Source organism: Saccharopolyspora sp. NPDC045941, from assembly GCF_056431445.1.
This window is the reverse complement of record NZ_JBWKKU010000030.1, coordinates 37,987-61,484: the sequence shown is the minus strand read 5'-3', so window position 1 is coordinate 61,484 and position 23,498 is coordinate 37,987. Positions and strand designations below refer to the sequence as shown.

The window sequence follows — 23,498 nt, the reverse complement described above, 5'->3', positions numbered from 1 at the left end:
GTCCCGGCCGGTGGTGCGGCGGCGGCGGAAGGTCAGGGCAGGAAGCGCAGCCGGCCGTTCGCGGCGAACCGCTCGCGGAGGGATTCCTTGTCCGCCGCGGTCATCAGCTCGTACGACGGCTCGCCGCGACCGGCCCACCAGTACACGTCGTCGGTGGTCCGCCAGCCGTCGGCCTGCATCTCCTTCTTGCGGAGCTTGTTCGAGCCGGTCGTGGGCAGCTGGTGCGACACGCGGATGTAGCGCGGCGCGCCCTTGGCGCCCAGATCTTCTTGCCTTGCGAGGAAATCCGGCAGGCCGAGGCCCTCGAAGCTCATCCGCTCGGGGATCTCGACGGCCGCCATCACCTGGTCGCCCGAGCGCGGGTCGGGCACCGCGAAGACGCCGGCGGCGACGACATCGGGGTGGCGGCGCAGGATCCGCTCGGTCAGCAGCGCGGAGATGTTCTCGCCGTCCACCCGGATCCAGTCGCCCGAGCGGCCGGCGAAGTAGAAGTAGCCCGCCGGATCGACGTACCCGAGGTCGCCGGTCCAGTACCAGCCGTGGCGCACCCGTTCGGCGTTGGCCGCCGGATTCTTGTAGTAGCCCTCGAACTTCGCGGCGCCCTCGGTGTTGACGATCTCGCCGATGGCGAGCTCGGCGTTGAGCACCCGGCCGTGCTCGTCCAGCTTCGCGGGCGGGCAGGTCTCGCGGGTCTCCGGGTTGACGACGCGGACGCCCGCGTGCGCGGGCACCCCGAGCGCCGCGGGCGGCCCGTCCGGGGCCTGGTTGATCATCCCGGCGCCTTCGCTGGACCCGTAGCCCTCGTACAGCGTCGCCGCGAAGCGGCGCTTGAACTCGGCCTGGTCCTCCGGCGACGCCTCGGTGCCGAAGCCGTGCGTCAGCGTGTTGTCGGCGTCGTCCGGTCGTTCCGGCTGGCCGAGGATGTAGCCGAGCGCCTTGCCGACGTAGGTGAAGTACGTTGCGCCGTAATGGCGAACGTCGTCCAGGAAGCCCGACGCGGTGAACTTCGGCGTGAGCACGACGCACGCCCCCGCGAGCAGGGCGGGCGCCCAGAGGGCCATCAGCGCGTTGCCGTGGAACAGCGGCATGCAGCAGTAGCAGACGTCGTCGCGGCCGATGCGGTACTTCGCGGTGTTCTGGTACGCCAGCCCGACGAGCCGCCCCTGGGAGCAGATCGCGGCCTTCGACGCACCGGTGGTCCCGGAGGTGAACAGCAGCAGCATCCGGGTCGCGGCCGCGACCGACGGGTCCTTGGCCGGTTCGGCCCGGCTCGGGAGCTGCTCGGCGTACTCCGCCGAATCCACGAGCAGGAAGCGGTCCCGCGCCACGCCGATGTCGAGACCGTCGAGGATCTCCAGCCCCGCCGCGTCGGTCACCACCAGCTGGAGGTCGGTGTTGCGCACCTCCTCCGCCAGGTAGGCGCCGCGGCGGGTGGGGTTGATGCCCACCACCGTCGCCCCGCTGAGCGCCGCGGCGCCCAGCCAGAGGATGAACTCCGGGACGTTGTCCAGGAGGATCCCGATGTGGAAGGGCCGGTCCTCGTCGCGCTGCCGCCGCAACAGGTCGGCGCGGGCGGCGCTGTCCCGGACGACCTCGTCCCAGGTCCAGCTCCGCTCCCGGGAGCGAAGCCCCGGCCGGTGGTCACCGAGCCGGTCGAGCAGCAGATCGGCGATGGTCTCTCGTCGCTCGGTCATCGGTCCTCGCCGCTTCAGGAGACGTAACCGGCCTCGGTGCCCCAGGTCGCGGAGCGCGTGGTGGTCCGGTCGACCAGGACACAGCGTGTGCCGGTGAAGTTCGTTGGCATGCAACGGTTGTTGTGGTTGCACAGCGACCGGACGCCCGCGTCGGCCTCGATCCGGTTCACCAGGTCAGGCTCGCGGAGCAGGGCTCGGGCCATCGCGACGAACTCGAAGCCATCGGCCATCGCCTGGTCCATGATCCCCCGGTTCGTGATGCCGCCGAGCAGGATCATCGGCAGCTCGACGGCGGCCCGGATCTGGCGGGCGTCCTCGATCAGGAAGCCGTCCCGGTAGGGGTACTCCCGCAGCACCTTGTTCCCGACCAGCTTCACGCCGAGCTTGATGGGCTGAGGCATGACGTCGGCGAACGCCTCCAGCGGCGCGTCGCCCTTGAACAGGTACATGGGGTTGCTCAGCGAGCTGCCCGCGGTCATCTCCAGGGCGTCGACCGTGCCGTCGGACTCCAGCCAGCGGGTCACCGCGATCGCCTCGTCGAGCCAGAAGCCGCCCGGCACGCCGTCGTCCATGTTCATCTTGGCGATGATCGCGATCCGGTCGTCGACGGCCTCGCGGACGGCCGTCATGATCTCCCGCGCGAACCGCGCCCGGTTCTCCAGGCTCCCGCCGTAGGAATCGGTGCGGCGGTTGAGCTTCGGGCTCAGGAAGGAGCTGGCCAGGTAGTTGTGGCCCAGGTGCACCTCGACCGCGTCGAAGCCCGCGTCGATGGCCATGCGCGCCGCCCGGGCGTGATCCCGCACGATGCGGCGCAGATCGTCCCGCGTGGCCTCCTTGGCGAAGCTGAGCGTGGTCTTGTGGAAGTGCCGGCTCGGCGCCAGCGCGGGCGCGCCGTTGCCCTTGGGGTTGGCGACCGGGCCGCCGTGCCCGATCTGCGCCGACGCGGCGGCGCCCTCGGCGTGGACCGCGGCGGTGAGCTTCTGCAGGCCCGGCAGCGATTCCGGGGTCCACAGGATCTGGTGCCGGTCGGTACGCCCTTCGGGAGACACCGCGCAGTAGGCGACCGTGGTCATGCCCACGCCGCCGGCCGCGTGCCGGACGTGGAAGTCGACGAGATCCCGGGTGACCCTGCCCTTGTGGCTGAGACCTTCGTAGGTGGCGGCCTTGATGGTCCGGTTCCGGAGGGTCAGGGGGCCGATCCTGCCGGGGCTGAAGACGTCCGGAACGGTCCTGTCGGTGGTGGTCACGAATGCTCCTGTTCGGTTTCTGCGCGGACGGTAGGCCGCCGGGGAGATCCCGCACCCCGGCCGTCCCGCTCATCGGGAAGGCCGGGTCAGCCGAAGAAGGCCTGGCCGCCGTCCAGGGGCACGGTGGCCCCGGTCAGGTAGCGCATGTCCGGGCCGACCAGGGCGACGACCGCGCGCCCGATGTCCGCCTCGCACTCGCCGATGCGGCCGAGCGGGATGGACTTGACGAATTCGGCGGCCTCCTCCGGGTTCTTCGCCACCCATGCCTCCAGCCCCGGGGACAGGGCGTGGGGCGCGATGGAGTTGGCGCGGATCCCGTCGCGCCCCCACTCCGCCGCCGCGGTCCGGGTGAGCGAGCGCAGGGCCTGCTTCGCCGCGGCGTACGCGCCGTAGGTCGTGGGATCCCAGCGCACCATCGCGGAGGTGACGAGGTTGACGATGGAGCCGCCGCCGCGGGCCTTCAGGTGCGGGTGGCAGGCCTTCATGAAGGCGAACGCGGCGAACGGCGCGGTCCGGAAGCCCCGCTGGAAGTCGTCGTCGCTCATCGACAGCAGCGGCCCGTAGTGGCCGGTGTAGGCGTTGTTGACGAGCACGTCGACGCCGCCCAGCGTGCGGACGACCTGCTCCACCAGCGGCGGGATGGCGGCGGTGTCCGCCACGTCGACGGTGAACGGCACGGCCTCGGCGCCGCGTTCGCGGATCAGCTCGCAGGTGGCGCTCAGCTTCGCCTCGGTGCGCCCGACCACCGCCACGGACGCGCCCTCCCCGGCCAGCGCGAGCGCGATGCCCTGCCCGACGCCTTGCCCGGCCCCGGTGACCAGTGCGACCTTGCCCTGCAAGATGCCCATGCGGCGACTCCCAGATCGACGTGTGCTGCGCCTGCCCCGCAAAGGGTGGGGCGGATCGGGGCAGAGCCGAGCGGACCGTCCCGCTCAGCGGGAAGACGGGCGAGCGGGCGTCCCGATGAACGGAAACCTGCGGCTGTTGTCCGCACCGGGTACCGCACGATTTGATGCGCTCAACGTCCCGGTCAGCAGTTGGAGGAACGCCCACCCATGAGCACAACCGAACCTGCTGCCGTCGTGACCGCCCTGACCGGGCCTGGCGGCGCTTTCGAACTCGCCGAAGAAGACGTGCTCGGCGCGCGGCTTCCGGTGTTCAAGAACCGGGCCGGGTCGCTCGCCGAGATCCTCGCCGGTTCCACCGCGCACGGCGACCGCGACTACATCGTGACGGCCGACCGGCGGATCTCCTTCCGCGAGCACGCCGAACAGGTCGCCGCGCTGGCCGCCGCCTTGCGCGAGGAGTTCGGCGTCGGCAAGGGCGACCGGGTCGCGATCGCCGCCGCCAACACGCCGGAATGGATCCTCGCGTTCTGGGCCACGATGGCAGTGGGCGGCATCGCCGCCGGGTTCAACGCCTGGTGGTCGGCCCGCGAGCTGGACCACGGCGTCGGCCTCGTCGAGCCGCGCGTGATCGTCGCCGACGCCAAGCGCGCCGCCCTGCTGGAGAACGGCTCCGTGCCGCTGCTCCGCATGGAGCGGCAGGTCGGCGACCTGGTCCAGCGGTACGCAGGCGCGCCGCTGCCCGCCGTGGAAGTGGCCGAGGACGACCCCGCGATCGTCCTGTTCACCAGCGGGACGTCCGGCCGCCCCAAGGGAGCCGTCCACTCGCACCGCAACGTGTGCTCGGTCGTCGAGTACCACCGCATGAACGACGCCCTCGCCGCGGCACTCCGCGATCCGGTCGACCCGCAGGACCGGCGATACCTGCTGGCGCTGCCCCTGTTCCACATCGCCAGCCTGCACAACCTGGCGGTGCCGAGGCTCGCGACCGGCAGCACGGTCGTCATGCACCAGGGCGCTTTCGACGTGGACGCGGTGCTCGGCCTGGTGGCGCGGGAGCGGGTGACCAACTGGGGCGCGGTGCCGACCCAGGCCCACCGGTTGCTGGAGCACGGCGACGTGTCGAAGTACGACCTCTCGGCCCTCACTGCGTTCTCGCTCGCCTCCGCGCCGTCGTCCACGGCGTTCAAGCAGCGCCTGCGGGAGAAGCTACCCTTTGCGGAGAAGTCCCTTGTGGACAGCTACGGGATGACCGAGACCTGCACGGCGCTCACCGCCGCGAGCCCGGTGGACCTCGCCGAGGCGCCGGGCACCCTCGGCCGGCCGATCGTCGGCGTCCAGCTCGAGATCCGCGACCCGCTCGGAATCCCCTTGCCGGACGGCGAGGAGGGCGAGGTGTGCGTCCGCAGCGCCTACAACATGCTCGGCTACTGGAACGACCCGAAGGCGACGGGCGACACCATCCGGGAGGACCGGTGGCTGCGCACCGGCGACATCGGGGTGGTCGAGCGGGGCAGGCTCCGGCTCAGCAGCCGGCGCTCGGACCTGATCATCCGCGGCGGGGAGAACGTCTACCCGGCGGAGATCGAGGGCGTCCTCGCCGAGCACCCGGAGGTCCAGGAGTGCGCCGTGCTGGGCGTCCCGCACGCCAACCTCGGCCAGGAGGTGTTCGCGGTGGTGGTCACGGATCCCGGCAGCGGGCTCACCGAGGAGGAGCTGCGCGACCACGCCCGGGACCAGCTGGCCTACTTCAAGGTGCCGTCGCGCTGGCGGATCACCCACGACCGGCTGCCGCGCAACGCCACGGGCAAGGTGATCCGAACCGCGGTCCGCGAGGACGTCTAGCCCGGCGGAGCGCGAAGTCCCGGCCGTTCGCTCCGGCTGAACGACCGGGGCCTTCGCACCCGGATTTCCCTGGGCTCGCGCGCTGATCGTCCGACGACGCCGGGCGTCGTCCCGAGATTCAGTTCGGCTGGCCGGCGCGAGCGTCGCGGGCGAAAGTACCGGCGAGGAGCTCGGACAGCATGCGTGCGTCCGCGCTGAACGCGATGTGCGCGTTGGGTTCCTGCGGCGTGTCCGGGCGGGTGTCGATGACCGTTCGGCCGATGGTGAGCGAGCTGGTCGTGTCCACCGCGACGGGTAGGTGCCGCGTGGTGACGACCTCGGGCCGCACGAGGTAGGCCGTGCAGAGCACGTCGTGCACCGGTGCCGCGTGCTCGATCGTCATCGCCGACGCGTAGGCGTCGATCCGGCGCCTGATGATCCGGGCGGACGCGATTCCCGCTGGGGTCGCCAGGTTTTCGAGCGCGTCGCAGTCCTCCAGCGTGATCAACGCTTGGTGGGTCGCGTCCAGCGTCACGAGGGTGAGGCGATCGAAGCCTGCCGAGAGGACGAGGGCCGCCGCTTCGGGGTCGGCCCAGACGTTGAACTCGGCGGACGCGGTCACGTTGGTGACACCGTGGCCACCGCCCATGACGACCAACTCGTCGACGGCTTCGGTCAAGGACGGGTCGATCGCGAGCGCGGTGGCGATGTTGCTCAACGGACCGACCGGGACCAAGGTGAGCCGCTCGGTGGTCGATCGCAGTGTTTCCACCAGGTACTCGACGGCTCCGGTGTCCCGAACCTCGCTGTGCGGGGCCGGAATCGGCAGCTCGCTGCCGTGCGGGTCCTGATCGGTGTCCCGTTCGAAATGCCTTCCCCCGGGGAAACCCCGGCGGGCGACGGGCCTCGACAGGCCTGCGAAGACCGGGATGTCCGGCCTCCCGATCCAGTCCAGGACCCGCAGCGTGTTGTCCGTGGTGTTCTCCAGCGGCACATTCCCGTTGACCGTGGTTATGCCCATCAGATCGAGATCGGGGTGCAGCGCGGCGAACATGATGGCGACGGCGTCGTCCGTGCCGGTGTCGACATCGAGGATGATCCTGCGGCCCATGGAGAATCCCTTCGACTCCGGTTCGCTCCGGGTCGGCGAACCAGCGCCCAGTAGATCAAGAGCGGAACGGCGCCGATCACGCCTCCCGGCGTACGACGGGATCTCCACCAGGGTTCGCCGGGTGAGCGCCTCCGCGATCTCGTGCGGGCCGGATCAAGATCAGAACTACCTCGAACTCCAAGCGCTCCAGAGCATTGCGAACACGAGGACTGTTCAAATCAAGTCGACCGGCCCGGATTGCACCTCACCCCCCGGGCGCCACTTGCGGACCACCGGTTTTCGCTGGGCACGACGCCGACCAACGGCTTAATCGGTCAAGTCCGACCTTGAACGAACCGAGCTTGAATGCACGTCGGAACGCGTCTAGAAATGACGGCACGCCGTGGTGGACCACCCGACCGAGCGGGAGTCCGATCGGGCGAATTCTCCCCACCGCTTCCTGGTGGTTTCCGGAGGGCTATGACCGACCCGCATGATGCCGATGGGTTCGCGGTGGTCGATCGCGAGCTCCTGGACGCGGTGTGGTCGTTGAACGAGGCGGTCCCCTGGTCGTTCGGCTTTGCCCATGACGAGCCGACCTGGGCGGCCGGCCTGGACGACCTGCTGGGCCTGCCCGGCGCGACCCACGACGACCTCCGCGCCCGGCTCATCGAGCTCATCCGCCCGCTGATCGCGACCGCCCGCTCCGCCCCGGCCGGGGAGGTCTTCGGGCACGAACAGCACTGCACGACGGCGACCGGGGACGAACGGCTGCTCTGTTCCCGCGCCCGCTTGGTCGGGGACGCCCGTACCGGTCGCCTGCTCGGGATCACCACCGATGTCACGCGGGCGCGGGAGGACCGGCGGGCGATGTCCGACCTGGCCGCCCGCTACCGGGTCTTCGTCGAGCACAGCCCGGACTCGATCTGGGTCCACCAAGATCGGAAGGCCGTCTACGCCAACCCCGCTACCGTCCGCATGCTCGCGGCCGAGTCCAGCGCGCAGATCGTCGGCCGCCCGATCGCCGACCTCGTCGCCGGGCACGCGATGCCGGGCGTCCAGGAGCGGCTCGCGGCGCTGACCACCCCGGGAACGGCCACGATGCCGGCCGAGGTCGAGATGCGGCGTTTCGACGGCAGCACCATCCCGGTCGAATCAGTGGCTGTGCGCATCAACTGGGCGGGCCGCCCCGCGTTCCAGATCATCCAACGGGACGTCACGGCCCACCAACCGGCCGAGGTGGTGCTGCACCACCAGGCCGCGCTGGTCCAGCACGTCAGCGACGCGATCATCGCCACCACCCGGGACGGGATGGTGACCAGCTGGAACCGGGCGGCAGCGGCCATCTACGGGCTGTCCCCCGAGCAGGCCATCGGCCGGCAGATCGGCGCGGTGGTCGGCGCGCCGCTGGATCCCGCGGAGCTGCTCGACGCCGGCGGCATCACCGAGGCTCGACACCTGCACGCCGACGGATCCGCACTGGCCATCCGCGTCTCCGCTGCGGAGATGCCGTCCGGTTTCGTCCTGGTCTGCGCCGACGAGACCGCGAGCCGACGGGCCGAGCAGGACTACGCCACCGTCGTGAACTCGCTGGACGAAGGAGTGATCGTGGCCGACGCGAAGGGGGTCGTCCTGTCCGCGAACCCCGCTGCGGCGCAGATCCTCGGCACCGCCCGGACGGAGGTGGTGGGCTCGTCCCTCGGGGACTGGCCGCTGTTCGACGAGACCGGGACGCCGATCCCGCTGGACGCTCGACCGGCGACGCAGACCCACCGCACCGGAGCCCCGGAGAACGCCCGGGTGATCGGTACCCGCCGAGGCGATGGACGCAGCGTGTGGCTCTCGGTGACCTCGCGGTCGCTCACCCCGGACAGCGACGCGCCGCACCCGGTCGTCCTCTCGTTCACCGACATCACCGAGTCCCGGGCGATCCGGGAGCGGCTGGAGCGGGAGGCCACGCACGACCCGCTGACCGGCCTGGCCAACCGCACCCTGGTGCTCCGGTGCCTCGATTCCGCGTTGCGATCCACCCGCCCCGCCGGGGTGCTGTTCATCGACCTGGACGAGTTCAAGGTCATCAACGACTCGCTGGGGCACGGTGTCGGCGACGAGGTGCTGCGCGTCGTGGGCGAGCGGCTGCAGCAACTGGTGGGCGAGGGCGAAGTGGTCGGCCGGCTCGGCGGTGACGAGTTCGTCGTCATCGCCCGCGCCGAGGACGATCGCAGGAAGCTCCTCTTGCTCGCCGAGGAGCTGCGCCGGAACATCGCCGATCCGATCAACGTGGAGGGCCGGAAGCTGCGCGTCGACGCCAGCATCGGGATCGTGCTGGCGCCCTCCGGTGACCCGAGGACGGCCGCGGATGCGCTCCGCGACGCCGATGTGGCCATGTACCACGCCAAAACGCTCGGCCGCGGGCGGACCGCGTTCTTCGACGTGCGACTGCGCGAACGCATGCAGCGCCACCTCCTCCTGCAGCAGGACCTCCGCGAAGCGGCGCAGAAGGACCAGCTCTGGATGGCCTACCAGCCCATCATCGATCTGGGCACCGGACGGACTGTCGCCGTGGAAGGACTGCTGCGGTGGACGCACCCGTTGTACGGCACGGTGTCGCCGGCGGAGTTCATCCCGCTGGCCGAGGAAAGCGACGTCATCCACGGAATCGGCGCCCACATGCTGCGCATGGCCAGCCGTGAACTAGCGGCCTACCGCGCCCGGCACCAGCTCGATCTCCGGCTCAAGGTGAACCTCTCCGCACGCCAGCTCGACGACCCCCACCTGCACAACGACGTGCACGAAGCCCTCACCGAAGCGGGGCTGCCGGCCGGCGCCGTCTGCCTGGAGGTCACCGAAAGCGCCCTCATGCACGACCCGACGGCGGCGGCGCAGGTGCTCAGCAACCTGCGCCGGCTCGGGGTGAGGCTGGCGATCGACGATTTCGGGACGGGCTACTCCTCACTCGCCCAGCTCCAACGACTCCCCCTGGACACGCTCAAGATCGACCGCTCGTTCATCACCGGGGTGGACGAGAACCCCGACTCCGAAGCGATCGTCAGCAGCATCATCGCGATGGCGCACGCGGTAAAGCTCACGGTGGTGGCGGAAGGCGTCGAAACGGCGGGGCAACTGGACCTCCTCCGCCGTCTCGGGTGCGACCAAGCCCAGGGCTTCTACATCGGCAGACCGACGCCCGCCGACCGACTCCCCGGAAACCACTGGCCGTCGTAACCGGCGCACGAGCCCGACCATCGAAGGCCCCCGTGCTGGACAGGGTCGTCCCAGGACGGCTCCGGGCACGCTCCCCGCCGCTCCAGGTGGCCACATCTCGGACGTGCCCGCACCGGTCGGAAGCCCTTCGGGTTCGGGTCAGCGTGGTCGCGGCAGGTGCTTCGCCACGAACAGGCCTTCGGCCGACACGCAGACCTCGCCCCGCGCCGTGATCGCGCCCGCCGTGCGGATCTTGCGCCCGTCGACCGCGACCTGCTCGCCGGTGACGGTCAGCGGCTCGAACAACGGGGTCGGCCGGTGGTAGCGCAGCGTGAGCTCCGCCGTCATCCCCGACTGACCCGCCCAGTGGTTCGCCACGCCGAGGGTGTGGTCGAGCAAGAGCGCCGAGAGCCCGCCGTGCACGTGCCCGGGCGGCCCCTGATACGGCAGGCCCAGCGCCACCACCCCCTCGACCGAGCCGTCGTCCTTCCCGGTCAGGTGCAGCGGCGGCGCGATCGCGTTCTCGGGGCCGGTCACGGGGTCGTGGCGGGTGATGCCCTCCCCCGACCACATGTCCACCATCCGCTGGTCCATCGCGGGCGCGTGCTCGTCGAGGTGGTCCGCGACGGCGTTGAGCCGGTCCGCGACCTCCTTCATCTCCGCCGCCGATCCGTCCCCGGCGTGCAGCAGCGACGCGATCACCCGGCGGGCCGCCGACACCGCGGCGTCGACGCCCTCGTTGCGGGGCGCGGCGGTCAGCTCCAGCGGCTGTTTCTGCGCGGCGGTCACGACGCCACCTCCGCGGTGGCGTGGGTCAGCACGGGCGCGTCGTCGCGGTCGGGGCACGTCGAGCGCAGCACCAGTCGCCCGCCGTCGCGCCACACCGCGGTCCGGATGGTCTCCCCCGGCAGCAGCGTGCCGGCGAATCGCACCTCGAACGCGTGCAGCCGGGCGGCGTCGCCGTCGAGCAGCCCGTCGACGATCGCCTTGGCGACCAGCCCGTACGAGGCCAGACCGTGCAGGATGGGCCGGTCGAAACCGGCCGTGCGGGCGAAGCCGGGATCGGCGTGGAGCGGATTCATGTCGCCGTTGAGCCGGTAGATCAGCGCCTGGGCGGGCGTCGTGGGCGACTCCAGCACGACATCCGGTTCGCGCTCCGGCAGTGCGGCCGCGACGTCCGGTCCCGGTGCTCCGCCGAACCCGCCCTCGCCGCGCGCCCAGATCTGCATGGTCGTCGTCCACAGCGCCGCGCCGTCGCCGTCCGCCGCGGTCGATTCGAGCACGATCACCGCCGCCTTGCCCTTGTCCCACACGTCCGCGACGCGGCTGGTGATGGTGGCCGTGCCGGACGCGGGCAGCGGCCGGTGCACGCGCAGCGACTGGCCCGCGTGCAGGATCTTGCGGAGGTCGATGTCGATCCCGGGCAGCGCCAGGCCCGGCGCGGCGCGGTCGCCCGCGGAGATCCCCTGCCCCGCCACCATCGCGAAGGTCGGCAGCACCTGGAGGCCGCCCTCGTAGGTGTAGGGCAGCTCCGGCTCGGTGTCGGCGCGGGCGCCGGCGCCGAGCGAGAGGTGGTAGAGCAGCACGTCCCGCCGCGTCCACGAGATCTCGCGGTTCGCGGGCCGGGCGTTCAGCGCCTCGTCGAGGTCGATCGCCATTCTTGCGTTTCTCCTGTGTGCGTCAGATCAGGACTTGGGGCGGGGCTCTGGGTCGCGCGGGAGCCCCAGCAGCCGCTCGCCGACGATGTTGAGCTGGACCTCGGTGGTGCCGCCCGCGATCGACAGGCATCGGGTGTTGAGGAACTTCCAGGTCGCGCCGGGGGAATCCGCGGACGGCCGCTGGCCGTTGAGCAGCGCCGCGGGACCCTGCCACTCCACCGCGGTCTCCCACACCTGCTGGATGTGCTCCACGCCGAGGAGCTTGGCGATCGACGACTCCGATCCCGGCTGCTGCCCGCTGAGCGAGCGGATCGTCTGGCGGAGACCGAGCAAGGCGCCCGCCTGGGCGTCGGAGAGGATCTGCCCCAGCACCGCGAGGCGGTGGTCGTCGGCTTCCGCCGCCGCCAGTTCGAGCAGCGCTTCGCCGCCCGTGCCCAGCGACGAGTCGTGCGAGAGCGCGACGCGCTCGTTGGCCAGGGTGGTGCGGGCGAGCTTCCAGCCGTCGCCGGGCTCGGCGACCAGCATGTCGTCGGGCACGAAGACGTCGTCCAGGAACACCTCGTTGAACAGGGCATCGCCGGTCAGCTCGCGCAGCGGCCTGATGGTGATGCCCGGGGCGTCCATGTTCAGCAGGAAGTACGACAGTCCCTTGTGCTTGGCCGCGTCCGGGTCGGTCCGGGCGAGGAGGATGCCGTAGTGCGCCTCGCGGGCCATGGAGGTCCACACCTTCTGGCCGTTGATCTTCCAGCCGTCATCGACCTTCTCCGCCCTGGTGGACAGGCCGGCCAGGTCGGATCCCGCGCCCGGCTCGGAGAACAGCTGGCACCAGGTGATGTCCCCGCGGAGCGTCGCTGGGAGGAACCGGCGCTGCTGCTCCTCGTCGCCGTGCTGGATCAGGGTCGGGACCACCCAGTTCCCGATCACCATGTCGTGGGCGCGCACCTGCGCGGCCCGCATCTCCTCCGCGATGGTGAGCTGCTCGACGGCGTCGGCGCCCCGGCCCCACGGCTTCGGCAGGTGCGGCGCGGTGTACCCGTGCTCGGCGAGGTAGGCGATGCGCTCCCCGCCCTGCAGGGCGGCCGCCTCGGCGAGCTCTGCGCGCACCACCGCCCGGATCTCCTCCGCCTCCGGTGGCAGGTCCACCGAAACCGCGCGGCGGGTGCCGTCCAGCGCCAGGCGCGCCACCCGCTGGTGCCAGTGGCCGGTCGCTCCCAGGAGCAATCTCGACGTCTGGGCGCGGCGCAGGTAGAGACCGGCGTCGTGCTCCCAGGTGAACCCGATGCCGCCGAGCACCTGGATGCAGTCCTTCGCGGTGCTGAACCCGGCCTCGATGCCGGTGGCTCCCGCGACGGCGACGGCGAGCTCAACCTCGTCGGCGGCGTCCTGCGCGTCTTGCGCGCGGGCGGCGTCCCAGGCGCAGGCCCGGGCGGCCTCGGTGCGGGCCAGCATGCGGGCGCAGCGGTGCTTGACGCCCTGGAACTGCCCGATCGGCCGGCCGAACTGCTCCCGCACCCGGGCGTACTCGGCGGCGGTCGTGGTGCACCAGTCGGCGATGCCGCACGCCTCCGCCGCGAAGAGCGTGGCGGCGAGGTCGTGCGGCCGGTGCGGCGGGACGTCGAGGACATCCTCGGCGGGCACCTGCGCGCGGGAGACCGCGACCTCGGCGAGCCGCCTGGTGAGGTCGTGGCTCGGCACCTCGGCGACCTCGACCGCGGAGCGCGGCAGCACCACCCACGCCTGCGCCCCCTCCAGCGCTACGCGAAGGACGAGCACGTCCGCGAGGTGCGCGCCGAGCACCGGCTTGGCGGTCCCGGAGACGAGGAGACCGCCGTCCGCGGCGCGCTCGGCGGTGAACCCGTCGCCGAGGGCGAGCGCGCCGGTCGCCGTTCCGTCCGCGAGCGCCGGGAGGTGCGCCTGGTGCCCCGCCTCGCGCAGCACCGCGCTGGTGAGCGCGGTCGTCAGGAAGGGACCGGGCGCCATGCAGCGGCCGAGTTCTTCGAGGACGACCGCGAGTTCGAGCAGCCCGTAACCGGCGCCGCCGACGGCCTCCGGCAGGTGCAGCCCGAGCAGGCCCTGCGCGGCCAGCTGCTTCCAGAAGGGCGGCAGCTGCTCCGCGTCGGCATCGACCGCCGCGCGCACCTCGGTCTCGGTGATGTGCCGGCCGGCGAAGGCTCGCACGGAGTCCCGCAGGTCGCGGTGCTCCTCGCTCAACCCCAGAGTTCCTCGTGTCATCTCAGATCCGTTCGACGATGGTGGCCGTGGCGTGCGCGCCGCCGGCGCACATGGTGATCAGCGCGGTGGAGCGGTCGCTGCGTTCGAGTTCGTGGACGGCCTGGGTGATCAGCCGGGCGCCCGTGGAGCCGACGGCGTGCCCGAGCGCGATCGCGCCGCCGTTGACGTTGACCTTGTCCATGTCGGCCCGGTGCACCTGGGCCCACGACAGCACGACCGACGCGAAGGCCTCGTTGATCTCCACCAGGTCGATGTCGCCGAGCGCCATGCCCGCCTTCTCCAGCACGTGCGCCGTGGCGTGCACGGGGCCGTCGAGGTGGAAGTACGGGTCGGAGCCCACCATCCCGGAGGCGACGATCCGGGCCCGCGGCCGCAGGCCCTCCGCCTCGGCCCGCTCCCGGCTCATCAGCAGCACGGCCGCCGCCCCGTCGCTGATCTGCGAGGAGTTGCCCGCGGTGTGGATGCCGTCGGTGATCACCGGCTTGAGCTTGGCAAGGCCCTCGGTCGTGGTCTCGCGCAGCCCCTGGTCCCGGGTCACCAGGGCGGTTTCCCCGGTGGGGCCGTCCTCGGTCAGGACCGGCGCGTCGACGGGGATGATCTGGCCGTCGAAGCGCCCCTCGGACCAGGCGACCGCCGCCTTCTGCTGGGAGGCCGCGCCGAGCGCGCCGGCGTCGGCGCGGGTGATGCCGCGGTTGCGGGCGATCCGCTCGGCGGCGGTGAACTGGTCGGGCATGTCGATCGACCAGGAGTCCGGCACCGGGATGCCGGTGCCCGGCGCCAGGGCCGCGCCGAGGAAGACGCGGCTCATCGCCTCGACGCCGCAGGCGATCCCGGTGTCGATGGCGCCACTGGCGATCAACCCGGCGATCAGGTGCACGGCCTGCTGGGACGAGCCGCAGGCGCAGTCGATGCTGGTGCACGCGGTGGTGTGCGGCAGGCCGGCGTGCAGCCAGGCGTTCCGTGTGACGTTGTTGGACTGCTCCCCCACCTGCGTCACGCAGCCGCCGACGACCTGGCCGACCTTCGCCGGGTCCAGGCCGGCCCGGTCGAGCACGCCCCGCTGGGCGAGGCCGAGGAGTTCGGCGGGATGCAGCCCGGACAGGGCTCCGTAGCGCTTGCCGACCGGCGTTCGACCGGCCTCGACGATGACGGCCTCGGGCATCTGGCTTCTCCATCCGGATGCGGGACGACGCGCCCCGCATCCCTAGAATTCATTATCTATCCGCATTGAAACACCACCACAGCGAGAGCGGACCGCTTCAGGCTCGCTCAGTGGGACTGGGGCGCGCTCGCTAGAAGAATGAATACTAGTTTTCGGCCCGGGACCGGGCACGGCCGTGCCAGGACCGTCGGATGCAGGACAAGGAGCACGCGATGAGCGACAGCACTCCGGAGGGCCGCACCGCGGTCGTGACCGGCGCCGGCGCAGGGCTCGGGCGCGCGGAAGCGCTCGCGCTCGCGGCCCACGGGGCCAACGTGGTCGTGAACGACATGGGCCCGGCCGCCGAGGACGTCGTGAACGAGATCAAGTCCGCGGGCGGCGACGCGGTGGCGGTGACCGGCGACGTGGGCGACTGGTCCACCGGCGACCGGCTGGTCGAGGCGGCCGTGGACATCTTCGGCGGCCTGGACGTCGTGGTGAACAACGCGGGCGTCCTGCGGGACACGATGATCTTCAACCTCACCGAGCGCGACTGGGACGACGTCATCCACGTCCACCTCAAGGGCCACGCGGCCGTCTCGCGCGCCGCGGCGGTGCACTGGCGCAACGCCAGCAAGGCGGCGGGCGGGCCCGTCTACGGCCGCATCGTAAACACCACGTCGGAGGCGTTCCTGTTCGGCGCCGCGGGCCAGCCGAACTATTCGGCGGCGAAGGCCGGCATCACCGCGCTGACCCTGTCCAGCGCGCAGGGGCTGTCGCGGTACGGGGTTCGCACCAACGCGATCTGCCCACGGGCGCGGACCGGGATGACGGCCCACGTGTTCAGCGACGACCCGAACGGAGGCGACCTGGACATCCTGGCGCCGGAGCGGGTGGGCGCGTTCGTGGCCTACCTGGCCTCGCCGGCGGCGGACGAGATCAACGGCCAGGTCTTCGTGGTCTACGGCGACATGGTCGCACTGCTGGCCGCGCCCACGGTGGAGCGGAAGTTCACGGCGGCGGCGGGCGCCTTCAGCGTCGCGGAGCTCAACGACCAGCTCACGCCGTACTTCGAGGGCCGGAGCCCGTACCAGACCTACGCGGCCTACAGCGTCGCGGAGCTGGACACCACGGGAGTGCAGAACATCGCGCCCCAGAAGAAGTAACCGCCCCGACCTGATCCGCAATTTCCATTGAAATCGAAGGTCCAACTTCAATGGAAATTGCGGACCGAAGACGGAACCCGGGCCACCCGAGGGGATCAAGCCGGTGGTCCAGGGTCGGCCGGTGGCCCGGGATCGGCCGATCGCCCGGGATCGGCCGTTGATCCAGGGTCGGCCGGTGGTCCCGCCCGACCTGGTCCGCAATTTCCATTGAAATCGAAGGTTCGATTTCAATGGAAATTGCGGGAACGAGGTCGGGAGTTCGGTCCGCCGGGCGAGGTGCGGGGAGGGATGAGCGGAGGGGTCAGTCTTCCAGGGCAGCGGGTTTCGGTGCGTTCGAGCGGGCCGCTAGGAGGAGGCCGCAGGCGAGCCGGATCTCCACCTCGACGTCCGCCATCGAGATCCGGCCGTTGAGCGCCGAGCTCAGCATTCCGTACCAGCACTCGATGACGAGGCTCACGAGGCGGACGTCGCGGGCCGTCGGGCTCTCGATGCCGAGCATCCGGAACACCGCCTCGTTCATCATCTTGTCGATGCGGATGGCTTCGTTCACCGTCGCCGCGTTGGCCTGGACGTTGGACTGCATCATCGCGCTGGCCAGCAACGGCTTGCTCAGCAGCTGGCGGGTGGACCGCAGCAGCAGTTCGCACACGGCGTCCACCGGGTCCTGATCCGCGCGCGGCGGCCGCGCCAGCTTGTCCAGCTGCTCGACCTGTTCCGCCATGACGGCGGTGAACAGGTGCGTCTTCGAGGGGAAGTAGCGGTAGAGCGTGGCGATCGCGACGCCTGCTTCCTTGGCCACGTCATGCATCTGCACGCGGTCGAGCCCTCGCTCGGCCGCGAGGCCTGCGGCGGCGCGCAGGATCCGGCGCTGGCGCGCCTTCTGCTCCTGCGAGCTCGGCTCCGCGGCCGGCCGGGCCTCGGCGATTCTCGGCACGTGTCCCCCCTCGGTTGATCCGCATCGACATCTGATTGTGCGGGTTCGCCTCGTGGCCGTCTCCGCCAACGTACCGCTCACCGGGACGGGCGGGCCCCGTACCACGGGCTTCCGCCTTGCCCGCCGGCGATCGGATCAGCGCGGAGGACGCGACCACGGTCGCCGAACGGCAGGAGGCGGTCGTGGCGCATTCTCCCGCGCTGGTCTCCTTGCCGGAGGAAGACCATCGAGTTCGACTCGGAGGCAGGCGATCAGACCAGCGTGTCCTCGACGGGGAGGCTGAACGCGCCCATGCCGTACAGCGCCAGGGCGCGCTGCGGGTCGTTGGCGACGTGCGTGCTACCCGCGTGCGCGTCGCGCCAGGCCCGTTCGATGGGATTCCCCCGGCGCAGCGAGTTCCCGCCCGCGCTCTGGAACAGCAGGTCGATCGCCACCAACGCGCGCTCGGTGGCGCGCACCTGGTCCCGGCGGGCGCGCAGCCGCAGCTCCATCGGGATCTCCGCGTCCCGGACCGCGTGGTCGTAGAGGTCGGTCATGTTGCGGTCCAGCTGCAGCACCGCCGCGTCGATCTCGGACGCCGCCCGCGCCACTGCCACCTGCGCGCCCTGGTCCTCCACGAACCGGCCGCCGCCGAGGCTCAGCCGCACCCGGTCGCGCATGGCCGACACGTAGGTCTCGTAGCAGCCCGACACGACTCCCACGACGGGTGCGGCGACGGCGGTCGTGAACACCGCGCCGAACGGCAGCGCGAACAGCGGGCCCGGGTTCACCGCCCGGCCGGGGGCGCGCAGCTGCGACACGTCGTAGTTGCGGACGATCCGGTGCGCGGGCACGAACGCCTTGTCCACGACGATGTCGTTGCTCCCGGTGCCGCGCAGCCCCACCGGATCCCACACGTCCAGCACCCGGAAGTCCGCGCGCGGCACCAGGACGCTGAGGAAGTCGACCGGCCGCCCCTCCTCGCCGACGACCAGCCCGCCGAGCAGCGCCCAGCTCGCGTGGTCGCATCCGGACGCGAAGCCCCACCGGCCGCTGAGCAGGTAACCGCCCTCGACCGCGGTCAGGCGGCCGATGGGCGCGTACGACGAGCAGATCAGCACGTCCGGGCCGCCCGCCCAGACCTCGTCCTGGGCTTCGCAGGGAAACAGGCCGACGTGCCAGGGATGCACGCCGAGGATCGAGAGCACCCAGCCGCTGGAACCGCACACTGTGGACACTTCCCGGACCACCTCGTAGAAGCGCACGGGATCGCTTTCCAGGCCGCCGTAGCGCTTCGGCTGCAGCATCCGGAACGCGCCGGCCGACACCAGGTCGGCCACCGTCTCCGCCGGCAACCGCCGGTCCTCCTCCGCTGTCCGGGTCCGCTTCTCGATCGCCGGCAGGACGTCGCGGACCCGCTCCAGCACCTCGTCGGTCATGCTCGTCCTCCCGTTGCGGCATCGGGGTTCCCCATCGTGCGGCCTGCCGTCGGCAGCGGTCTCCGGAAGGTACCGGTGAGTGGGATCACCGGCGGTTCCGGTGGCCGCCTCCGCCTACCTTCGCGGTGACCCACTGCTCACGGGAAGGGATGACGAGCATGACCGCTGTGGAGGAGGTCCGGCAGATCGAGGTGGACGAGGCGCCCACCCGGTTCGCACGCGGCTGGCACTGCCTCGGGCTCGCCAAGGACTTCAAGGACGGCGAGCCGCACACGGTGCAGGCGTTCGGCCAGAAACTGGTGGTCTGGGCCGATTCCCACGGCGAGCTGAACGTGCTCGACGCGTACTGCAGGCACATGGGCGGCGACCTGTCGCAGGGCTCGGTCAAGGGCGACGAGATCGCCTGCCCGTTCCACGACTGGCGGTGGGGCGGCGACGGCAAGTGCAAGAGCATCCCCTACGCGCGCCGGGTTCCGCTGCGCGCGCGGACGGTGGCGTGGCCGACCCTGGAGCAGGCCGGGATGTTCTTCGTGTGGAACGACCCCGAGGGCAATCCGCCGCCCGCAGACGTGACCATCCCGCGCATCGAAGGCGCCACCAGCGACGAGTGGACCGACTGGCAGTGGTACTCGGTCACCATCGAGAACGCGCACTGCCGCGAGATCGTGGACAACGTGGTGGACATGGCGCACTTCTTCTACGTCCACTACTCGTTCCCGACGTACTTCAAGAACATCTTCGAGGGCCACACCGCGACCCAGATCCAGAACGGCGTCGGGCGGGAGGACGCCCGCCCGCAGGAGTCCGGCAGCGGCGCGCCCCGCATGCTCGGCAACACGTCGGTGGCCGCCTACCACGGCCCGTCGTTCATGATCGACGACCTGACGTACCACTACAGCGACGGCGACGTCGAGTCGGTGCTGATCAACTGCCACTACCCGGTCACCGCGAACTCCTTCGTGCTGCAGTACGGGATCATCGTCAAGCGCTCCGACCGGATGCGCGGCGAGGACGCGGACGAGATGGCCCGCAAGATGGGCGACTTCATCAAGATCGGCTTCGAGCAGGACGTGCAGATCTGGAAGAACAAGACCCGCATCGACAACCCGCTGCTGTGCGAGGAGGACGGCCCGGTCTACCAGCTGCGCCGGTGGTACGAGCAGTTCTACGTCGACGTCGCGGACGTGACGCCCGAGATGGTGGAGCGGTTCGAGTTCGAGATCGACACCACCCGGCCCAACGAGGCCTGGCGCCGCGAGGTCGAGGAGAACCTGGCCCGCAAGGCGCAGGTGATCTGATGGCGGTGCGCACAGACGGCCGGCTCGCCGATTCGCCCATGCAGTCCGTGCAGTGCGGCGCCTGCGGCGGCCGCGTCGAGGTCCGCAAGAGCAGCTGGGACCAGACCAGCATCCAGTGGCACGAAGACGCCGTCCGGGCCTGCGCGGAGCGCCGCGACGCACAGCCGGGCTCCGGGCCGAACGGCCGGTTCTTCAGCGGCTGCAAGGCATTGCGGGATTCCGTGTGCGCAGCGGCGGCCCGCGGCGAGATCGCGATCCAGGCGGAGGACTGAGTGCTCGACACCACGAAGTACGGACCATGGGCGGTCATCGCGGGCGGATCCGAAGGCGTGGGCGCCTCGTTCGCCCACCGGCTCGCCGACGCCGGGATCAACCCGGTGCTGATCGCGCGGAAACCGGGGCCGCTGGAGGCCACCGCCGATGCGGTGCGGGCCAAGGGCGTGCAGGTGCGCGCCTTGGAGCTCGACCTGCTCGACCCGGATGCACTGCGGGCCATCAGGGACGTCACCGACGACCTCGACGTCGGTCTGCTGATCTTCAACGCGGGCGCCAACACCTATGGCCACGAGTTCGTCACGGGCGACCTCGACCGCGTGCGCGGCGTGATCGACCTGAACATCACCGCACAGCTCGCGCTCACCCACCACTTCGGCGCGCTGCTGAAGGAGCGGGGCCGTGGCGGGGTGGTCCTGGTCGGCTCGATGGCGGGCTACCTGGGCCAGGCGCAGATCAGCGTCTACTCGGCGGTGAAGGCGTTCTCCCGGGTGTTCGCCGAGGGCCTGTGGCTCGAACTGCGGGAGCACGGCGTGGACGTCCTGGAGCTGGTGCTCGGCGTGACCCGGACACCGGCGATGGAGCGCGCCGGACTCAACTTCGACATCCCGGGCCTCAACGTCGCGGAATCCGACGACGTGGCCCGGGAAGGGCTCGAACAGCTGCCGCACGGCCCGGTGTGGGTGGCGGGCGGCAACGCCGAGGCGGCGGAGAAGCGCAGCGGCCCCAACCGGGCGGAGCTCGCACTGGGCGCCCGCGAGGCGTCGAAACGCCTGCTACCACCCGAAGCGAAGGCCTGACGCGGCACGGATCACCGCAGCCCAGGGCCTGCCGAGCACCTGGACCGCGGTTTCCCGCGTCGCTCGGGCGGATCGCCGGCAATGTCCTCAATGGACCGCGGTTGTGGGGCGCGCAAGAGCCGCGAACCAGGGCTCCATGATCCGGTCGACTCCGGCCAGCAAGCCCGATGGCTACCTTCTCGGCTCGTACCGCATCGCCACTGCCCCCGAGCCGAGCTCCAGCCGACTGACGAGCTTCAGGTCGACATGCTTCGACAGTCCCGCGAACAACGTCGGCCCGTGGCCCGCGAGCCTGGGATGCACCACGAACTCGTACTCATCGATCAATCCCAGCTCCGTCAACGCCAGTGGGAGCTTCACGCCTCCTACGAGCAGTCCCTTGCCCGACTCCTGCTTGAGGCGCTGAACGGCCTCGCCCAGATCCCCGCGCACGAGTTCCGCGTTCCAATCGACCTGCTCCAGGGTGCTCGACACGACGTACTTCTTCGCCGCGTTGATCGTCTGGGCGAAGGGATCCACCCCATCAGGTCCCGCTCCCGTCGGCTCCGGCTGCCGCCACGCCGATTCCATCATTTCGTAAGTCACCCGGCCGAAGAGGAGGGCATCGGCCTGGTCGAGATTCCCGGCGTGGTGACGATGCAAGTCTTCGTCCGCGGGGATTGCACGATGATCGCAGCACCCGTCCAATGTGACGTTGATGGAGTACCGGAGAGGTCGCATCTCGCAAGAGTACTGCCGATGGGGTGCACGACGGACCTGTTCGCCTCGCTGAACGTGGGCTCCGGGGAGCGACATACCACTAGCGGGGTCGTGAGTGCTGAGACTGGTAAGAACCGGTTTCAGCACTCACGAGACCCACCTGCTCACCGCTCGAAACGCCCGGCCTTGACGGCCCGCAGGAAACCAGCGACATCGACGTCCAGACGCGGCCCCTCCGGATCCTTCGAGTCCCGGATCAACCCGAGCGGGCTGGATAACTCGACGCAGTGCGTTTCTTGGCCGCTGTAGCTGCTCTTGCGCCACTGGGTTTGCTTGATCATCCGCTTGCCTCCAACTCTCGGACCACATCGAGGACGAACGCTGATGAATCTTCGGGACTGATCGCGGCGCGGCGAATCGCTGCCGATGCGCGCCGGTAGGTCACCACGTCGTCGTCTTCGTAGAGGAACACCGACGACCGGTGGTTCTCGATCGCGATGATCGCCGGCGACTCCTCGAAACCGTAGATGACGAACGGCCCCATCAAGCCGGGATGCCATCCGCCACCGGTCGGCACGATCTGGATCGTCGTCCCGTTCTTCCCGTTGAGCTCCACCAACCTGCGAAGCTGCTCGCTGAGAACTGCCTTCCCACCGATGCACTGACGAAGCGCGGGCTCGCCGATCAGCACGGTGTGATCAACTGATCGATCATCGCGTTGCGCCAGTTGGTCCTGGCGGTCGAGTCGGAGCTTTACGCGCGTCTCGACCACGTGCGGCGCCAAGGCATCGTCATCACCGATGATGGCCTTCGCATACTCGTAGGTTTGAAGGAGTCCGGATACGACGAGCGGGCACCAGTCGACGATCTCGATGGCAGTTCGTTCGCATTCGACGATGCCTGCCAGCTGCTCCGAGGCACCACCGGCGAGCCAGTTCGACTCACGTGCATTGCGAGCCAGGTCGAGGATCTGCCGTCGCCGTTTGCCGGTCACACCGAGCACGGCGAGAAACGCGGAGACGTCATCGGTAGTCGGCACTCGCTTGCCCGTCTGCCACTGCGAGATCGTGCTGTGGGACTTGTCGAGCAGGCGCCCGGCCTGCCGCGCTGTCAGATCGGAGTCGTCGAGCGCGCCCCGCAATGCGGCGGCTAGCGCGCGAGTTCGCGGTGTACCAGCGGTGTCGCCCACGTTCCACAGCTTACGGCGTTCTTGAGCCATTTCGGATACCACCCAAAAGGTTGAGGGCAACGAGCTTGCGGTCTCAGCCCGTGACCAGGAATTAATTGACCTGGGTGGTTCGTGACCGGTTGCGAAGCGATCACGGCCCAATGTAGCCGAAGAACGTCGTGGAGGTGGTTTCGTTGGTGTTGGAAGGTGTGGCCTCGGTGGTTGCCTTCGCCTGGATTGCGGGCGTTGGACACGCACCTCGTGCTTCGGCCCGGCGGCTCTGGCGAGTGCGGGGCCGAGGTGATGTGGGCCGCCGTCGGGCATCCGACCACGACCCGGCCGCGCTGCTCGGTTTGCGTGCGGATCGCGGAAGCAGGCAAGCACGCCTCGAATCCAGCACGATCCGGCGCGGCGGTGCGGCACTTGCGGAAACAGCAGTGCATCAAGCGAGAACGGTGATCTGACCACATCGGACGGTGACAAGGTAGGCGTCATGTTCTGGTTGCAGCTGGGCACGCTCATCGCGTTCAACGTCGTCATCTTCGCGATGCTGCTCATCCCGGCGTCGAACCCGCAGCACGGCGATGCGGGCGAGGACGCCTACGGCGTTTGGCAGCTCATCCAGGACATCGAGACCGAACGCGAAGCCGAGTACACCGGCCGCCACCGCCTCGGCGCTCCACCTGAAGGCGCCTCGTCGAGAGCCGCCTGACCCTGACCGGATCGGCGCGCACCTCCCCGACCCCAGCGCGCCGATCCTCCCGGTAGCCGGGCTTGCCCCCGACCCCGCCCGGCTACCGGGCACCG

General features: G+C 70.5%; 20 protein-coding genes. 7 read left to right on the top strand and 13 right to left on the bottom strand.

Translation table 11 applies throughout. From position 1 onward, the window contains the following. Positions 1-32: 32 nt before the first annotated feature. The 3 genes from casI to AC07FN_RS23950 all read right to left on the bottom strand — a co-directional run bounded on the left by casI (position 33) and on the right by AC07FN_RS23950 (position 3,789). Positions 33-1,694, bottom strand: a complete 1,662-nt coding sequence (casI, locus tag AC07FN_RS23960; protein WP_478397624.1) for a steroid-22-oyl-CoA synthetase — start codon at positions 1,692-1,694, stop codon at positions 33-35. Between the two features lie 14 nt (positions 1,695-1,708). Continuing rightward, on the bottom strand, positions 1,709-2,941 hold the full coding sequence (locus AC07FN_RS23955; RefSeq protein WP_478397623.1) for an NADH:flavin oxidoreductase: 1,233 nt from the start codon (positions 2,939-2,941) through the stop codon (positions 1,709-1,711). A gap of 86 nt (positions 2,942-3,027) precedes the next feature. Beyond that, positions 3,028-3,789: an SDR family NAD(P)-dependent oxidoreductase gene (locus AC07FN_RS23950; RefSeq protein ID WP_452614224.1), complete on the bottom strand. Its 762-nt coding sequence runs from the start codon at positions 3,787-3,789 to the stop codon at positions 3,028-3,030. A 207-nt stretch (positions 3,790-3,996) separates the two neighbouring features. Here AC07FN_RS23950 and casG point away from each other — a divergent pair, with 207 nt between their 5' ends. Continuing rightward, positions 3,997-5,631 carry a steroid-24-oyl-CoA synthetase gene (casG, locus tag AC07FN_RS23945; protein ID WP_478397622.1) on the top strand — a complete coding sequence of 545 codons (1,635 nt, stop codon included), beginning with the start codon at positions 3,997-3,999 and terminating at the stop codon, positions 5,629-5,631. A 118-nt stretch (positions 5,632-5,749) separates the two neighbouring features. Here the strand turns inward: casG and AC07FN_RS23940 are convergent, their stop codons facing one another. Further along, on the bottom strand, positions 5,750-6,721 hold the full coding sequence (locus AC07FN_RS23940; RefSeq protein ID WP_478397621.1) for a nucleoside hydrolase: 972 nt from the start codon (positions 6,719-6,721) through the stop codon (positions 5,750-5,752). A 459-nt stretch (positions 6,722-7,180) separates the two neighbouring features. Between AC07FN_RS23940 and AC07FN_RS23935 the strand changes: the two genes are divergently transcribed. After that, positions 7,181-9,925: a sensor domain-containing protein gene (locus tag AC07FN_RS23935; protein WP_478397620.1), complete on the top strand. Its 2,745-nt coding sequence runs from the start codon at positions 7,181-7,183 to the stop codon at positions 9,923-9,925. Positions 9,926-10,063: 138 nt separating this feature from the next. Here AC07FN_RS23935 and AC07FN_RS23930 read toward each other — a convergent pair whose 3' ends face one another. The 4 genes from AC07FN_RS23930 to AC07FN_RS23915 are packed head-to-tail and all read right to left on the bottom strand — an operon-like array spanning position 10,064 to position 14,956. Further along, complete coding sequence (locus AC07FN_RS23930; RefSeq protein WP_478397619.1) at positions 10,064-10,693, bottom strand: PaaI family thioesterase; 630 nt, start codon at positions 10,691-10,693, stop codon at positions 10,064-10,066. Further along, on the bottom strand, positions 10,690-11,562 hold the full coding sequence (locus tag AC07FN_RS23925; RefSeq protein ID WP_478397618.1) for a MaoC/PaaZ C-terminal domain-containing protein: 873 nt from the start codon (positions 11,560-11,562) through the stop codon (positions 10,690-10,692). Before AC07FN_RS23925 ends, AC07FN_RS23930 begins: the two co-directional genes overlap by 4 nt. Positions 11,563-11,589: 27 nt before the next feature. Then, a complete protein-coding gene (locus AC07FN_RS23920; protein WP_478397617.1) occupies positions 11,590-13,794 on the bottom strand; it encodes an acyl-CoA dehydrogenase in 2,205 nt (734 codons plus the stop codon). A 1-nt stretch (position 13,795) separates the two neighbouring features. Further along, positions 13,796-14,956 carry a steroid 3-ketoacyl-CoA thiolase gene (locus AC07FN_RS23915; protein WP_478397616.1) on the bottom strand — a complete coding sequence of 387 codons (1,161 nt, stop codon included), beginning with the start codon at positions 14,954-14,956 and terminating at the stop codon, positions 13,796-13,798. Positions 14,957-15,168: 212 nt separating this feature from the next. Between AC07FN_RS23915 and AC07FN_RS23910 the strand changes: the two genes are divergently transcribed. Continuing rightward, entirely contained in the window at positions 15,169-16,101 is a 933-nt protein-coding gene (locus AC07FN_RS23910) for a 3-oxoacyl-ACP reductase (protein ID WP_478397615.1), read from the top strand. Positions 16,102-16,402: 301 nt separating this feature from the next. On the opposite strand, the gene AC07FN_RS23905 is transcribed toward AC07FN_RS23910, so the two are convergent. Further along, positions 16,403-17,035: a TetR/AcrR family transcriptional regulator gene (locus AC07FN_RS23905; RefSeq protein WP_478397614.1), complete on the bottom strand. Its 633-nt coding sequence runs from the start codon at positions 17,033-17,035 to the stop codon at positions 16,403-16,405. Between the two features lie 251 nt (positions 17,036-17,286). Beyond that, a complete protein-coding gene (hsaA, locus tag AC07FN_RS23900) occupies positions 17,287-18,453 on the bottom strand; it encodes a 3-hydroxy-9,10-secoandrosta-1,3,5(10)-triene-9,17-dione monooxygenase oxygenase subunit (RefSeq protein WP_478397613.1) in 1,167 nt (388 codons plus the stop codon). Positions 18,454-18,602: 149 nt separating this feature from the next. Here hsaA and AC07FN_RS23895 point away from each other — a divergent pair, with 149 nt between their 5' ends. Genes AC07FN_RS23895 through AC07FN_RS23885 form a run of 3 tightly spaced genes read left to right on the top strand, consistent with a single transcriptional unit; the run spans position 18,603 to position 20,824 of the window. Beyond that, positions 18,603-19,751, top strand: a complete 1,149-nt coding sequence (locus tag AC07FN_RS23895; RefSeq protein ID WP_478397612.1) for a 3-ketosteroid-9-alpha-monooxygenase, oxygenase component — start codon at positions 18,603-18,605, stop codon at positions 19,749-19,751. Continuing rightward, the gene (locus AC07FN_RS23890) at positions 19,751-20,023 is read left to right on the top strand and encodes a ferredoxin (protein WP_478397611.1); all 273 of its coding nucleotides are present in this window, start codon (positions 19,751-19,753) and stop codon (positions 20,021-20,023) included. Before AC07FN_RS23895 ends, AC07FN_RS23890 begins: the two co-directional genes overlap by 1 nt. Beyond that, positions 20,024-20,824: an SDR family NAD(P)-dependent oxidoreductase gene (locus tag AC07FN_RS23885; protein ID WP_478397610.1), complete on the top strand. Its 801-nt coding sequence runs from the start codon at positions 20,024-20,026 to the stop codon at positions 20,822-20,824. Between the two features lie 171 nt (positions 20,825-20,995). On the opposite strand, the gene AC07FN_RS23880 is transcribed toward AC07FN_RS23885, so the two are convergent. The 3 genes from AC07FN_RS23880 to AC07FN_RS23870 all read right to left on the bottom strand — a co-directional run bounded on the left by AC07FN_RS23880 (position 20,996) and on the right by AC07FN_RS23870 (position 22,712). Further along, positions 20,996-21,544: a dihydrofolate reductase family protein gene (locus AC07FN_RS23880; protein WP_478397609.1), complete on the bottom strand. Its 549-nt coding sequence runs from the start codon at positions 21,542-21,544 to the stop codon at positions 20,996-20,998. A gap of 143 nt (positions 21,545-21,687) precedes the next feature. Next, the gene (locus AC07FN_RS23875; protein WP_478397608.1) at positions 21,688-21,864 is read right to left on the bottom strand and encodes a DUF397 domain-containing protein; all 177 of its coding nucleotides are present in this window, start codon (positions 21,862-21,864) and stop codon (positions 21,688-21,690) included. After that, positions 21,861-22,712 (bottom strand): helix-turn-helix domain-containing protein, encoded by an 852-nt coding sequence (locus AC07FN_RS23870; RefSeq protein ID WP_478397607.1) that lies wholly within the window; start codon positions 22,710-22,712, stop codon positions 21,861-21,863. The genes AC07FN_RS23875 and AC07FN_RS23870 overlap by 4 nt, the downstream gene beginning before the upstream one ends. A 472-nt stretch (positions 22,713-23,184) precedes the next feature. Between AC07FN_RS23870 and AC07FN_RS23865 the strand changes: the two genes are divergently transcribed. Then, positions 23,185-23,403, top strand: a complete 219-nt coding sequence (locus AC07FN_RS23865; protein WP_478397606.1) for a hypothetical protein — start codon at positions 23,185-23,187, stop codon at positions 23,401-23,403. Positions 23,404-23,498: the final 95 nt, after the last annotated feature.

Bases quoted from the DNA above. Each gene is read 5' to 3' on its own strand.
- casI (WP_478397624.1), bottom strand. From the start codon at position 1,694: ATGACCGAGCGACGAGAGACCATCGCCGATCTGCTGCTCGACCGGCTC.
- AC07FN_RS23950 (WP_452614224.1), bottom strand. From the start codon at position 3,789: ATGGGCATCTTGCAGGGCAAGGTCGCACTGGTCACCGGGGCCGGGCAA.
- casG (WP_478397622.1), top strand. From the start codon at position 3,997: ATGAGCACAACCGAACCTGCTGCCGTCGTGACCGCCCTGACCGGGCCT.
- AC07FN_RS23940 (WP_478397621.1), bottom strand. From the start codon at position 6,721: ATGGGCCGCAGGATCATCCTCGATGTCGACACCGGCACGGACGACGCC.
- AC07FN_RS23935 (WP_478397620.1), top strand. From the start codon at position 7,181: ATGACCGACCCGCATGATGCCGATGGGTTCGCGGTGGTCGATCGCGAG.
- AC07FN_RS23925 (WP_478397618.1), bottom strand. From the start codon at position 11,562: ATGGCGATCGACCTCGACGAGGCGCTGAACGCCCGGCCCGCGAACCGC.
- AC07FN_RS23920 (WP_478397617.1), bottom strand. From the start codon at position 13,794: ATGACACGAGGAACTCTGGGGTTGAGCGAGGAGCACCGCGACCTGCGG.
- AC07FN_RS23915 (WP_478397616.1), bottom strand. From the start codon at position 14,956: ATGCCCGAGGCCGTCATCGTCGAGGCCGGTCGAACGCCGGTCGGCAAG.
- AC07FN_RS23910 (WP_478397615.1), top strand. From the start codon at position 15,169: ATGAGCGACAGCACTCCGGAGGGCCGCACCGCGGTCGTGACCGGCGCC.
- hsaA (WP_478397613.1), bottom strand. From the start codon at position 18,453: ATGACCGACGAGGTGCTGGAGCGGGTCCGCGACGTCCTGCCGGCGATC.
- AC07FN_RS23895 (WP_478397612.1), top strand. From the start codon at position 18,603: ATGACGAGCATGACCGCTGTGGAGGAGGTCCGGCAGATCGAGGTGGAC.
- AC07FN_RS23890 (WP_478397611.1), top strand. From the start codon at position 19,751: ATGGCGGTGCGCACAGACGGCCGGCTCGCCGATTCGCCCATGCAGTCC.
- AC07FN_RS23880 (WP_478397609.1), bottom strand. From the start codon at position 21,544: ATGCGACCTCTCCGGTACTCCATCAACGTCACATTGGACGGGTGCTGC.
- AC07FN_RS23875 (WP_478397608.1), bottom strand. From the start codon at position 21,864: ATGATCAAGCAAACCCAGTGGCGCAAGAGCAGCTACAGCGGCCAAGAA.
- AC07FN_RS23865 (WP_478397606.1), top strand. From the start codon at position 23,185: ATGTTCTGGTTGCAGCTGGGCACGCTCATCGCGTTCAACGTCGTCATC.